General features: G+C 63.3%; 11 protein-coding genes. 5 read left to right on the forward strand and 6 right to left on the reverse strand.

What is annotated here, in order from left to right; genetic code table 11:
* Positions 1–2 precede the first annotated feature (2 nt).
* Positions 3–881: a fumarylacetoacetate hydrolase family protein gene (locus BJG93_RS31870; RefSeq protein ID WP_027194454.1), complete on the reverse strand. Its 879-nt coding sequence runs from the start codon at positions 879–881 to the stop codon at positions 3–5.
* 130 nt (positions 882–1,011) lie between these two features.
* Between BJG93_RS31870 and BJG93_RS31875 the strand changes: the two genes are divergently transcribed.
* Entirely contained in the window at positions 1,012–1,722 is a 711-nt protein-coding gene (locus tag BJG93_RS31875) for a FadR/GntR family transcriptional regulator (RefSeq protein WP_027194455.1), read from the forward strand.
* Positions 1,723–1,779: 57 nt separating this feature from the next.
* On the opposite strand, the gene BJG93_RS31880 is transcribed toward BJG93_RS31875, so the two are convergent.
* The gene (locus BJG93_RS31880) at positions 1,780–2,643 is read right to left on the reverse strand and encodes an alpha/beta fold hydrolase (RefSeq protein ID WP_027194456.1); all 864 of its coding nucleotides are present in this window, start codon (positions 2,641–2,643) and stop codon (positions 1,780–1,782) included.
* A 108-nt stretch (positions 2,644–2,751) separates the two neighbouring features.
* Between BJG93_RS31880 and BJG93_RS31885 the strand changes: the two genes are divergently transcribed.
* On the forward strand, positions 2,752–3,603 hold the full coding sequence (locus BJG93_RS31885) for a LysR substrate-binding domain-containing protein (RefSeq protein ID WP_027194457.1): 852 nt from the start codon (positions 2,752–2,754) through the stop codon (positions 3,601–3,603).
* 97 nt (positions 3,604–3,700) lie between these two features.
* Here BJG93_RS31885 and BJG93_RS31890 read toward each other — a convergent pair whose 3' ends face one another.
* Positions 3,701–4,831, reverse strand: a complete 1,131-nt coding sequence (locus BJG93_RS31890) for an MBL fold metallo-hydrolase (protein ID WP_027194458.1) — start codon at positions 4,829–4,831, stop codon at positions 3,701–3,703.
* Between the two features lie 83 nt (positions 4,832–4,914).
* Here BJG93_RS31890 and BJG93_RS31895 point away from each other — a divergent pair, with 83 nt between their 5' ends.
* The gene (locus tag BJG93_RS31895) at positions 4,915–5,529 is read left to right on the forward strand and encodes a TetR/AcrR family transcriptional regulator (protein WP_027194459.1); all 615 of its coding nucleotides are present in this window, start codon (positions 4,915–4,917) and stop codon (positions 5,527–5,529) included.
* Positions 5,530–5,659: 130 nt separating this feature from the next.
* Positions 5,660–6,280 carry an LPS-assembly lipoprotein LptE gene (locus tag BJG93_RS31900; RefSeq protein WP_027194460.1) on the forward strand — a complete coding sequence of 207 codons (621 nt, stop codon included), beginning with the start codon at positions 5,660–5,662 and terminating at the stop codon, positions 6,278–6,280.
* Between the two features lie 37 nt (positions 6,281–6,317).
* Here BJG93_RS31900 and BJG93_RS31905 read toward each other — a convergent pair whose 3' ends face one another.
* The 3 genes from BJG93_RS31905 to acnB all read right to left on the reverse strand — a co-directional run bounded on the left by BJG93_RS31905 (position 6,318) and on the right by acnB (position 10,941).
* Entirely contained in the window at positions 6,318–7,586 is a 1,269-nt protein-coding gene (locus tag BJG93_RS31905; RefSeq protein WP_027194461.1) for an RNA polymerase sigma factor, read from the reverse strand.
* On the reverse strand, positions 7,583–7,951 hold the full coding sequence (locus tag BJG93_RS31910) for a YciI family protein (protein WP_027194462.1): 369 nt from the start codon (positions 7,949–7,951) through the stop codon (positions 7,583–7,585). The genes BJG93_RS31905 and BJG93_RS31910 overlap by 4 nt, the downstream gene beginning before the upstream one ends.
* A 404-nt stretch (positions 7,952–8,355) precedes the next feature.
* Positions 8,356–10,941 carry a bifunctional aconitate hydratase 2/2-methylisocitrate dehydratase gene (gene acnB / locus BJG93_RS31915; protein ID WP_027194463.1) on the reverse strand — a complete coding sequence of 862 codons (2,586 nt, stop codon included), beginning with the start codon at positions 10,939–10,941 and terminating at the stop codon, positions 8,356–8,358.
* 308 nt (positions 10,942–11,249) lie between these two features.
* Here acnB and BJG93_RS31920 point away from each other — a divergent pair, with 308 nt between their 5' ends.
* Positions 11,250–11,852, forward strand: a complete 603-nt coding sequence (locus BJG93_RS31920; RefSeq protein WP_027194464.1) for a DUF1326 domain-containing protein — start codon at positions 11,250–11,252, stop codon at positions 11,850–11,852.

The raw sequence follows: 11,852 nt of genomic DNA on the forward strand, positions 1-11,852 counted from the left end.
GTTCACGCCACCTCGTTTTCAAGGACGCCGATGCGCGCAATCTCCATGCGCACGACATCACCGCTTTGCAGGAATTTCGGAGGATTGAAGCCGATGCCGACGCCCGCCGGCGTGCCCGTCGCAATCACGTCGCCCGGCTGCAGTTCCATGCCGGCCGACAGCGTCTCGATGATGGTCGGAATATCGAAGATCAGCAGCTTCGAGTTCGATTCCTGACGCAACTCGCCGTTGATCCAGCAACGCACGTCGATGTTCGACGCGTCCAGTTCGTCGGCCGTCACCAGATACGGGCCCATCGGGCAGAAGCCGTCGAGCGATTTGCCGATGAACCACTGACGATGCAGCTTTTGCAGATCGCGCGCGGTGACGTCGTTGATGATCGTGTAGCCGAACACGTGATCGAGCGCGTTGGCCCTGGAGATCGCGCGACCCGCCTTGCCGATGACCACGCCGATCTCGACTTCGTAGTCCAACTGTTGCGTCACGTCGGCATGACGCGGAATGCGCTCGCCCGTCGCGATGATCGTTGAAGCGGGCTTGGTGAACACGACCGGCGCTTCCGGTATGTGCTCGCCTGCCTGCGCGCTCTTGTCGAAGCCGGACTTGCTGAACTCTTCGGCGTGGTCGTGATAGTTCTTGCCGACACAGAAGACGTTGCGGCGCGGCCGGTCAACCGGCGCCAGCAGCGTCGCCGCCGCGAGCGGGTGCGCTTCGCCACGCGGGCGCAGCGATTCGCGCAGGTCGGAAAATTGTTGTACCAATTGGACCATGTCGCCGGAAAAGCCGTCGCACAACTGCGATACCGGCCAATAGACACCGGCGTCCGCGTCGCAAACGGCGACCGTCCTCTCGCCGTGATGCCGCAAGGTTGCTAATTTCATGTTGGGCCTTTAATCTAGGTCTGGTGGGTCGAACTGGGACCACTGTAGGACCAAACTTTGACGAAAAGAACCAGGGTTAACCAAAAACAAGAACCAATTGGTTCTGTTTTGCCGCACAGCAGGACTGAGTATGAGTGACGTCGACGCAAGGCTGACAGTCAGGGCGAAAGGAGCGCGGGAACTCGCCAGCTATCTGGAGCAAGCGATCCGCAGCGGACGCTTCCCCGAAGGCGTGCGCCTACCGCCCGAGCGCGAACTGAGTGAGGAATTCGGTGCTTCGCGCGGGGCCGTCCGGCGAGTACTCGCCGATTTGAAAGAGCGCGGGCTGATACGGCAGACGGTCGGAAGCGGCACGTTCGTGCAGCCCGGAGCGAGCTTGCCGGTGCCGGTTGCGCTTGCCGAGCCGAAGCGGGACACCGTGCAGACGAGCCCGGCCGAACTGATGGAAGCACGGCTTCTGATCGAGCCGCTGATGCCTCGTCTCATCGTCCGTTATGCGACCGTGGCCGACTTCGCGCACATGAGCGAATGCATCGAACGTTCCGAAGCGGCGCAGACGATCGAGGAGTTCGAGCACTGGGACGGCGAGCTTCACCGCGCGATGGCGGTCGCAACGCACAACACGTTCTTTCTGCGCGTGCTCGAATTGACCAATGAGGTGCGTGAACAGGGCGAGTGGGGACGTCTGAAGCGCCTCTCGCTCACGCCCGAGCGGCGTAGACAATACGAGGCGCAGCACCGCGCGATCGTGGATGCGCTTCGCGATCGCGATGCCGAGGCGGCTTGCGAGCTATTGACGAACCACTTGCGGCAGATCCGGGAAAACCTGTTCGGGCGTTGAGACGATCGCGCCGCCCATCACCGCTCTCGATCCGGAAAGCATCCGGATGTGAGCCGGCTACGCCGCGATCCTCGCGACCGCCCTGTTGAATGCATCCGGTCTCGCGACGTTCATTCCATGCGATGCGCCGTCGATCGTTTCGCGTTCGGCAAACTCGATCCACTGCTGCAGCTTGTCGACCGTATTGCGGAACATACGCGGACTTTTCTGGCCATCGATCAACAAGGTACGGCACTTGATATCGCGCGCGGCTTCCGGCGTATAGGCGGGAAGCGGGTCGAGCAACTGCTTCGGCAGCGTGAGCGCGTTGTCGAGCGCCATGCGACGAAAGCTCTCCGGGCTTTTGTTCCAGAACCCCGGCATGCTCACGGAGTCGACGAACATCGACAAGCCGGCGTCGAACTCTCCCCGCTCGATCAGTTCGGCGACACGTGCGCGCAAGACATTGGTCGCCGGCGGCATGAACGCGGGCTGCCCCCTCGATTCGGTTTGCAGCGGGCCGCCGGGATCGGCTAGCGTCAGCGTTTTCACGAGGCGCGGATATTCGCGCGCCAGATGAAACGCCACGCACCCACCCCGCGAGTGACCGACCAGATGAACGGGAGCGAGGTCAAGCGCGGTGATGAATCCGGCAATCTCCTCGACGTGCGCCTCCCAGCTGAACTCGCCGCGTCCGAACGCATCGACCTCGGGCCAATAATGGCTCAGGCTCGGCGCGAAGCAGCGAAACTGCCCGGACAAGGAAGCCAGCTGCGCGTCCCAATAGCGATAGTCACAAAGCGAGCCGTGCACGAACACCATCGGCTCGCCACGCCCGCGCTCGACGTACGGTATGGCAAGACTCGATGCGGTGGTCACAAACGACGGCGCAGACGCGCCGTCGGCCGAGGCCAGAATCGATGGACTGGTACGTGCATTCATCACAGTGCTCCTTTGACGCCACTATCGATGGTGTGCTCGCAAAAGAAAATCGCATAATATTGATGGAATCGATCTACTTTTCTGATATCAACCACGATGGCAACGGAAATGAAAGCGCTTGATCTGGATGTGTTGTCGATGATCATCGCGGTGGCGGATGCCGGCACGATCAGCCGTGCAGCGCAGCTCGTGCATCGCTCGCAATCGGCGGTGAGCATGCAGATCAAGACGCTCGAGACGGCGCTCGGCAAGGCTCTTTTCGTTCGCAAGCCCCGCAGCGTGGTGCCGACGCAGGACGGCGAAATGCTGTTGACCTACGCACGGCGGATGATCGCGCTGCGCGATGAAGCGTGGGCAGCGGTGGTACGACCGGACGTGACCGGACGCGTGGTCATCGGTGTGCCGGACGACTATGCAACGTCATTGTTCCCACCCATCCTCAAGAAATTTTCGGCGACCTATCCGAAGGTGGAGATTCAGGTGGTGGGGCTGCCCAGCGTTGCTCTCGAGCCCATGTTGAAGGACGGCACGGTCGATCTCGTCTGCGCGACGCGCGTGAAAGGATTGCACGGCGAATTTCTGCGTCACGAGCCGATGGTCTGGGCCGCCGCGCCAGGCGCGACCGAGATCTGGCGCGAAAGGCCGTTGCCCATCGCGGTGTTTTTGCCCGGCAGCGTCGCCCGGGAGAAAGCCATACGGAGTCTGGAGCGCGCGCGCATCACGTATCGAACGTCATATGAAAGTCCGAGTTTGCTGGGTCTGCTGACGATGGCCGAGGCCGGACTCGCGGTGACGCCTCTGGCCAAGTGCGCGGTACCGGCGCACTTTTTGCTGCTGGGGGCCGCCAACGGCCTGCCGGAAATCGGCACGCTCGAAGTCGTGCTGGCGCGAAGTGCCGCTTCTAAACGGCCTCCGTGCGATTTTCTCGCGGAACGCATTCTCGCCGACCTGAAGAATTGACCCGGAGATCAACGCAGCGGTCCGCATGGAACGCCACGGAGGACGCAAAGGCTGCGACGCTCTCGCCGGCCGCAAAAACGTGGCCCTGCCAACGACCTCAGGAAGACTCCCCTTCCCCGGCCTCGCGCGACGCGCAGATCCGCCACGAGGCTTTCGGCGCAACAACGGTTTGCGCGACGTCGCGCCACCAGCGTTCGCCGCGATGCACCGCGCTCAGATCGAGCCGCTCGCCCATGCGCGGTGTCGACAGCGCGACGCCGCGCGCAAGCGCCAGCCCCGTCACCCTTTCGAACGGCTCCTGCCAGCGATGCATCGCGAGGTCGAAGGTGCCGTTATGAATCGGCACGAGCCAGCGGCCGCGCAGGTCGATGTGCGCCTGCACGGTTTCTTCCGGCTGCATATGAACGTATGGCCACATCGCATCGTATGCGCCGGTTTCGATCAACGTGACGTCGAATGGTCCGAGGCGCTCGCCGATTGCGCTGAAACCATCGAAGTAGCCCGTATCGCCGCTGAAGAAAACGCGCAAATCGTGATCGACGATCACCCACGACGCCCACAACGTGCGGTTGCCGTCGAACAGGCTGCGCCCGGAGAAGTGCTGCGCGGGGGTCGCGGTGAACGCGATCCCCTCCACCTCTGTGCCCTGCCACCAGTCGAATTGGCGCACCTTCGCCGCGTCGATACCCCATTCGATGAGCCGGTCGCCGACGCCGAGCGGCGTCAGAAACACCTCGGTACGCTGCGCCAGTACGAGGACGGTCTCGCGATCGAGATGGTCGTAGTGATCGTGCGACAAGATCACGCCGCGCAGCGGCGGCAAATCTTCGAGCGAGATCGGCGGCGCATGAAAGCGCTTCGGTCCGAGATTGCGGAATGGAGACGCCCGTTCGGCGAACACGGGATCGGTGAGCCAGAACTTGTCGCGCAACTTCAGCAGCATCGTCGAATGACCGAGCCGGTACAGGCTGCGGTTGGGCGCCGCATCGAGTTGCGCGCGCGTCAGCGTTTCGACGGGCAATGCGTCGGTCGGCGCCGTGCCGCGCGGCTTGTTGAACAGCACCGTCCACGCGAGGCCGAGCGTTTTGCGCACGCTTTGCGCGGGACGCGGCTTGACGTTCTGGAAGCGCTCGCCGTCATGCTGCGGCGAGCGGTTGAACATCGCGCGACTGCGTTGCGCGGCGCTCACGCCGAGCATTCGGCGGACAAGGGTGGGAAGCGACGTCATAAGTTGACCTAGCGAAGAAAATGTACACCCGGCAGTGTAGTTTGTTTTCATGGAAAGTAAACTGGCCAGTGTAAAATCCTTGCATGGAATCCAGTGCCCGCCCTCCACGTCTGACCGACCGCAAGCGCGTCGCAATCGTCGCCGCCGCGATCGAGGAATTCCTCGCAGCCGGATACGACGCCACCAGCATGGACCGTATCGCCGCCCGCGCGAACGTCTCGAAGCGCACGGTCTATAACCATTTCCCCAGCAAGGAAGCGCTTTTCGCGGCGATTCTCCATCAGTTGTGGGACGCCAGCCAGGACGGCGACGCGCTCTGTTATCGCGCCGACCAACCGTTGCGTGCGCAGTTGCTCGATCTGTTGGAGCGCAAGCTGCGGCTGCTTCACGAGGAGTCGTTTCTGTCGCTTGCACGGGTGGCGATCGCGGCTGGCATCCATTCGCCGGACCGCGCGCGCGATATGGTCGCTCGCATGGGGGAACGCGAGGAAGATCTGACGGCGTGGGTTCGGGCGGCTGACGCGGACGGTCGCATCAAGACCGACGATCCCGTCTTTGCGGCACTGCAGTTGCAGGCGCTCGTCAAGGCTTTCGCGTTCTGGCCACAAGTGGCGCTGGGGCAAGTGCCGCTCGATGCCGGCGAACAGAAGCGGATCGCGGAAGCGGCGGCGGATATGTTTCTCGCGCGGTATGCGTGAGTCGCCTCGTCGGGGGGGTGAGGCGACACGTCGATCGCTTCCCGACTAGCGTGCGCGGCTGACTTCCAAGGCTCAAGGTTTCATGTCCTATGCCGATATAGCGCGAACTACGCAATCAATTCGAGGATCTATGCTTCGTTTCGCATTCGCACTGCTGTTCGCCGGCCTTCTTGCAGGCTGCAACTCGACCCTGCATGTCGAAAAGCCCGACCCGACATCTGGCCTTTATGCAACCCATACGGTACTGAAACCCGCTGACGTTCGCGTTGCGGAGAAATTCGACCCGGCTTACGCCCAGATGGTCTATCTGAAGATCAATGCGGAAACGCCGAACCCGCGGTTTGTCGATTTTTTTGTATCCGCTCTTCAGGAAATGCATACCTTCAAGAAGGTCGCGACAAAGGACGACCTGCAGGCCATCGTGATTGAACGCAACCTCGGCAGCAAGGTTCCGAACGTGTCGGATCTTGTCGGACTCAATAACCTCAGCAAAGAGATTGGGCCGTTCCTGATCGTCGAGCCCAATGCGGTGTTCAAGGGCGGCTATAACTTCGAGGGAACGCTGAAGGCGATTGATGCCAGCACCGGAAAAACTGTTCTGCTGATCGACATGACCGCCTTCAACATGGCGGGACTTGACGATCCGCTGTTTCACCCGATGCTGAACGGATTCATCAACTGGACACGCAATCAGCCGGTCGCGCCGGAAACGCCACAAACCGCGCAGCAGTCGAAAGCTGCAAAACTTTGACGGTTTCGGCGACCGCTAGCAAACGCATCGCGCGCCGCTAACTGCTCCCCGACGCAAGCTCCATTCGCTTGCGCTGCAGGAACCGGCGCGCGGCCGGATCACGTTCGAGGCCGATCGCCAGGTCGTACGCGCTGAGTGCTTGCGCCGTCGCGCCGGCCCGCGCGAGCAGGTTGGCGCGTGCGGCCCAATAAGGCTGATAGTCGGCGAGCCGCGGGTCGTCCGCATACGGCGCGAGCGCGTCGAGCGCCGCCTGCGGGCCGTCACGTTCCGCCACGGCGAGTGCGCGGTTCACGGCCACTACCGGCGACGCCGCAATAGCAAGCAGCCCATCGTAGAGATGCACGATCTCGTCCCAGTTCGGGCGACGCGTCCGGCAGCGATGCACATGCGCCGACTGCAGCGCGGCCTCGAGCTGAAAGCGCCCGATTGCGTTGAACGCGTTTGCGCGCCGCAGCAGTGCGTTCGCTGCGTCGAGCATCGGTGCGTTCCATGTTGCCGGGTCCTGAGCCGAGAGCGGCACATAGTCGCCCGCTGCATCGCGTCGCGCATCGCGCCGCGCCTGCGCAAACAGCATCAGCGCGAGCAGACCCAAGGTCTCCGGTTCCTCGGGTAGCAGCTCGACGAGCAGTTGCGCGAGATACAGCGCCTCGCCGGCGAGGTCGCGCCGCTCGGCATCGCCGCCGAGCGGGTCCGTCCAACCCTCCGCATACGCCGCGTAGACCGCCTCGAGCACCGCGTCGAGCCGGCCGGGCAGTTCCTCGCGCTCCGGCACGTTGAACGGAATGCCCGCTTCGCGGATCTTGGTCTTGGCCCGCACGAGGCGTTTGCTCATCGCGGCGGGCGACATCAGGAACGCGGACGCGATCGTCTTCGCTTCCATCCCCAGCACCACTTGCAGCATCAGCGGGGTGCGAATCGCGGCTTCGAGCGCAGGGTGCGTGCACGCGAACAGCAGCGCAAGCCGCCGGTCGGGCAACGCGCCCGCTTCACACTCGTCGATCTCGTCGGCAAGAATCACCAGCTGGTTCGCGACGTCGTCGCCGACCGCGCGATGACGCGCGCCATCGATCGCGCGGCGGCGCGCTACCGTCATCAGCCATGCTTCGGGACTCGCTGGACAGCCGTGCTCCGGCCAGTCCGCGAGCGCGGCCGCGAATGCGTCGGCGAGCGCGTCCTCGGCCGCGGCGACGTCGCGCGTGCGCATCGCCAGCAGCGCGACGAGCTTACCGTAGCTGCGGCGAGCGACCGCCTCCGCGATCGCATGCGCGGCGCCGTCATCGCCTCGGGCGCCGCCGAACGAACTCATGCAGAGGGGGCTTCGTAAGGGGCGGTCCAGACCGGGCGCACCTCCATGACGCCGTGCGCCGCGCCTGGACAACGCGCCGCCCACGACATCGCCGCGTCGAGGTTCGGCACGTCGATCAGATAGTAGCCGGCGAGTTGCTCCTTCGAATCGGAAAACGGTCCATCAAGAACTTGCGGCTTGCCGTCGACGAGCCGCACCGTGGTGGCCGTATTCGTGTGCTGCAGCCGGTTGGCGCCCACCAGCGCCCCCGCTTTTTTCAACGATTCGGTATAGGCGTGATAGGCGGCAACGCCTTGCTGCCGCTCGCTGTCGGTCATCTTGTTCCAGCCGTTTTCTTCCGAGTAGATCATCAACAGGTATTCCATTTGAGCCTCCGTCATGGGGTTGAGGCGGATGAATTACATCGGCCGCCATCACAATGACGCGCGGGCCGCGTGCTGAAGGACAACTGGCGTCAAAAAAATCTCGGACGGGCGCCGAGACGCGCTGCGTTGGAAAAACAGGTTCGGATTGCAGCCCGTTCGGGCGTGTTTCGTCAAGCATTGTCGGGCGGCTGACGCGCGTTGTCGACCAGCGACTGGAGGGCGGCGCAGCAATGCCGAACCGCTATGCGTGTGCCGCGGGATCTCTCGCCGATCCCGGCGAGGCTGCCCCGCGCAGACTTCGATTCCGGCGCCGCACCAAAAAAAATGGCGCCGCAGGCATTCAGCCCACGGCGCCATGTTGTGGCACTACGGCGAGAACGACGCGCCGTAGCCCGACAGCACACTTACATCGTCACGGTGTCGGCCACTTCCGTGAAGTCCTCGATCTGGTCGAAGTTCATGTATTGATAGATCTTGTCGCCGTCGGCGTTGAGCACGCCCATGTCGGCCATGTACTCCTCCTTGGTCGGGATCCTGCCCAGACGCGAGCAGATCGCCGCCAGTTCCGCCGAGCCGAGGTACACGTTCGTGTTCTTGCCGAGGCGGTTCGGGAAGTTACGGGTCGAGGTCGACATGACCGTCGCGCCTTCGCGCACCTGTGCCTGGTTGCCCATGCACAGCGAGCAGCCCGGCATTTCGGTACGCGCACCGGCTGTGCCGAAGACGCCGTAGTGGCCCTCCTCGGTCAGTTGTTTCTGGTCCATCTTGGTGGGCGGGGCCACCCACAGCTTGACCGGGATGTCGCGCTTGCCTTCCAGCAGCTTCGAGGCGGCACGGAAGTGACCGATGTTGGTCATGCATGAACCGATGAACACTTCGTCGATCTTGGCACCGGCCACGTCCGACAGCGTCTTCACGTCGTCCGGATCATTCGGGCAGGCGACGATCGGCTCGTGAATGTCGGCGAGATCGATCTCGATGACCGCTGCGTAGTCGGCGTCGGCATCCGGCGACAGCAGTTGCGGGTCGGCGAGCCACTGCTCCATCGCCTTGATGCGGCGCTGCAGGCTGCGCGGGTCCTGGTAGCCCTGGGCGATCATCCACTTCAACAGCGTGACGTTGCTGTTGAGGTATTCGATGATCGGTTCCTTGTTCAGGTGGACCGTGCAACCGGCAGCCGAGCGCTCGGCGGACGCATCCGACAGTTCGAACGCTTGCTCGACCTTCAGATCGGGCAGGCCTTCGATTTCGAGAATGCGGCCGGAGAAGAGGTTCTTCTTGCCTTGCTTGGCAACCGTCAGCGTGCCTTGCTTGATCGCGTACAGCGGGATCGCGTTGACCAGGTCACGCAGGGTCACGCCCGGCTGCATCTTGCCCTTGAAGCGGATCAGCACCGATTCCGGCATGTCCAGCGGCATCGTGCCGGTGGCCGCCGCGAACGCGACCAGGCCCGAGCCGGCCGGGAAGCTGATACCGATCGGAAAGCGCGTGTGCGAGTCGCCGCCGGTGCCCACGGTGTCGGGCAGCAGCATGCGGTTCAGCCAGGAGTGGATCACGCCGTCGCCCGGGCGCAGCGCGATGCCGCCGCGATTGCTGATGAAGTTCGGCAAGGTTTGATGCGTCTTCACGTCCACCGGCTTCGGATAAGCGGCGGTGTGGCAGAACGACTGCATGACGAGATCGGCCGAGAAACCGAGGCACGCCAGATCCTTGAGTTCGTCGCGGGTCATCGGGCCCGTGGTGTCCTGGGAGCCGACCGAGGTCATCTTCGGTTCACAGTACGTGCCCGGACGCACGCCCTGACCTTCCGGCAGACCGCAGGCGCGGCCGACCATCTTTTGGGCCAGCGAGAAGCCTTTGCCGCTGTTGGCGGGCTGCTGCGGCAGGCGGAACAGCGTCGACGGTGCCAGGCCCAGCGCTTCACGCGCCTTGGCGGTCAGGCCGCGGCCGATGATCAGCGGAATGCGGCCGCCGGCGCGCACTTCGTCGAACAGCACGTCGGACTTGACCTGAAACTCGGCGATCACTTCGCCGTTCTTCAGCGCCTTGCCTTCGTACGGGCGCAGTTCGACGACATCGCCCATTTCCATCTTCGACACGTCTAGCTCGATCGGCAGAGCGCCGGCGTCTTCCATCGTGTTGTAGAAGATCGGGGCGATCTTGCCGCCGAGGCAGACGCCGCCGAAGCGCTTGTTCGGGATGAAGGGAATGTCTTCGCCCGTGAACCACAGCACCGAGTTGGTGGCCGACTTGCGCGAGGAACCGGTGCCGACCACGTCGCCCACGTACGCGACCAGATGGCCCTTTTCCTTCAGCGACTCGATGAACTTGACCGGGCCACGCTTGCCGTCCTCTTCCGGCGTGATACCGGGACGCGCGTTCTTCAGCATCGCCAGCGCGTGCAACGGGATGTCCGGACGGGTGGTAGCGTCCGGGGCCGGCGACAGGTCGTCGGTGTTGGTTTCGCCCGTCACCTTGAAGACCGTGACGGTCAGGCTTTGCGGCACTTCCGGACGGCTCGTGAACCATTCCGCGTCGGCCCAGCTTTGCAACACGGCCTTTGCGTTGGCGTTGCCCTTGTCGGCCAGTTCCTTGACGTCGTGGAACTGGTCGAACATCAGGAGGGTTTTCTTCAGTGCGTCGGCGGCCACGGTGCCCACTTCGGCGTCCGGCAGCAATTCGATCAGCGGCTGGATGTTGTAGCCGCCCAGCATCGTGCCGAGCAGTTCGGTGGCGCGCGCGCGCGAGATCAGCGCGCAGGCGGTCTCGCCTTTGGCCACGGCGGCGAGAAAGCCTGCCTTCACGCGGGCCGCTTCGTCCACGCCGGCGGGCACGCGATTGGTGATCAGCTCGAGCAAAGTCTGCTCTTCGCCGGCGGGCGGGTTCGTCAGGAGTTCCACCAGCTCGGCGGTCTGCTGAGCCGTTAGCGGCAAGGGAGGAATGCCGAGCGCGGCGCGTGCGGCCACGTGAGCGCGAAAGTTTTCAAGCATGGGGACCTGCTGGTATGTGCGTTTCAGGAAAAGGCTTTTAAGGCACTCCAAGCTGTGCCGGGCACTGCTTCGATCGCGATTTTAATTGCAATACGTATCCGAGGTCAAATGTCTTATGTCTTATATAAGACTCGGCGGGGAAACCGCCAAGTGCGGTGCCCCTTCGCGCCACCGCAAAGCACTTACTGTGTAAGCCGCTTCAATCATTCGCAGCGCCAGACGCTTTGATTCCTGCCCGCTAAGGTCTACAACACAAGATGTCCAGCCAGGTTCTTCCCGGCCGGATCCAACCGGCAGCGGAGGCGCGAATGAGCTATCAACTGATGGGCAGCATCCTCGAAGTGTGCGAATGCAAGGTCCTGTGTCCGTGCTGGATCGGAGAAGATCCCGATAACGGCATTTGCCGCAGCGCGCTTGCTTACCACTATGAGCAAGGCGCGATCGACGGCGTCGATGTATCGGGCCTGACGGTCGCGTTCGCGGCGTTCATTCCGGGCAACGTGCTGAAAGGCGGCTGGCGTGTCGCGATGTTCGTCGACGAGCGCGCGAGCGACGCGCAATTCGATGCGCTGGTAAGCGTGCATCGTGGCGAGCGCGGCGGCCCTCTCGCGGATCTCGTCCAGCTGATCGGCGAAGTCGTGTCCGTGGAACGCGCGACGATCGAATACGCGGTCGTCGAGGGCAAGGGCAGGATGAAAGTCGGCCAGGTGATCGAGGCCGAGTTGGAGCCGTATCGCGGCCCGACCGGAGAACCGACCAAACTGGTCGAAAGCATCTTTTCGACGATACCGGGGTCGCCTGCCTTCGTCGGCAGGGCGAACTCTTTTCGCCTGCAACATGAAAAGCTCGGTCTCGATCTTGCGTTGACGGGGCATAACGCCATTCAAGGATCGTTCAGCTTCGCATCGTGA

The sequence above is a fragment of the Paraburkholderia sprentiae WSM5005 genome (genome assembly GCF_001865575.2).
GTDB lineage: Bacteria > Pseudomonadota > Gammaproteobacteria > Burkholderiales > Burkholderiaceae > Paraburkholderia > Paraburkholderia sprentiae.

Excerpts from the sequence above, each read along its gene's own strand:
- BJG93_RS31870 (WP_027194454.1), bottom strand. The coding sequence starts at position 881 with ATGAAATTAGCAACCTTGCGGCATCACGGCGAGAGGACGGTCGCCGTT.
- BJG93_RS31875 (WP_027194455.1), top strand. The coding sequence starts at position 1,012 with ATGAGTGACGTCGACGCAAGGCTGACAGTCAGGGCGAAAGGAGCGCGG.
- BJG93_RS31880 (WP_027194456.1), bottom strand. The coding sequence starts at position 2,643 with ATGAATGCACGTACCAGTCCATCGATTCTGGCCTCGGCCGACGGCGCG.
- BJG93_RS31885 (WP_027194457.1), top strand. The coding sequence starts at position 2,752 with ATGAAAGCGCTTGATCTGGATGTGTTGTCGATGATCATCGCGGTGGCG.
- BJG93_RS31890 (WP_027194458.1), bottom strand. The coding sequence starts at position 4,831 with ATGACGTCGCTTCCCACCCTTGTCCGCCGAATGCTCGGCGTGAGCGCC.
- BJG93_RS31895 (WP_027194459.1), top strand. The coding sequence starts at position 4,915 with ATGGAATCCAGTGCCCGCCCTCCACGTCTGACCGACCGCAAGCGCGTC.
- BJG93_RS31900 (WP_027194460.1), top strand. The coding sequence starts at position 5,660 with ATGCTTCGTTTCGCATTCGCACTGCTGTTCGCCGGCCTTCTTGCAGGC.
- BJG93_RS31905 (WP_027194461.1), bottom strand. The coding sequence starts at position 7,586 with ATGAGTTCGTTCGGCGGCGCCCGAGGCGATGACGGCGCCGCGCATGCG.
- BJG93_RS31910 (WP_027194462.1), bottom strand. The coding sequence starts at position 7,951 with ATGGAATACCTGTTGATGATCTACTCGGAAGAAAACGGCTGGAACAAG.
- acnB (WP_027194463.1), bottom strand. The coding sequence starts at position 10,941 with ATGCTTGAAAACTTTCGCGCTCACGTGGCCGCACGCGCCGCGCTCGGC.
- BJG93_RS31920 (WP_027194464.1), top strand. The coding sequence starts at position 11,250 with ATGAGCTATCAACTGATGGGCAGCATCCTCGAAGTGTGCGAATGCAAG.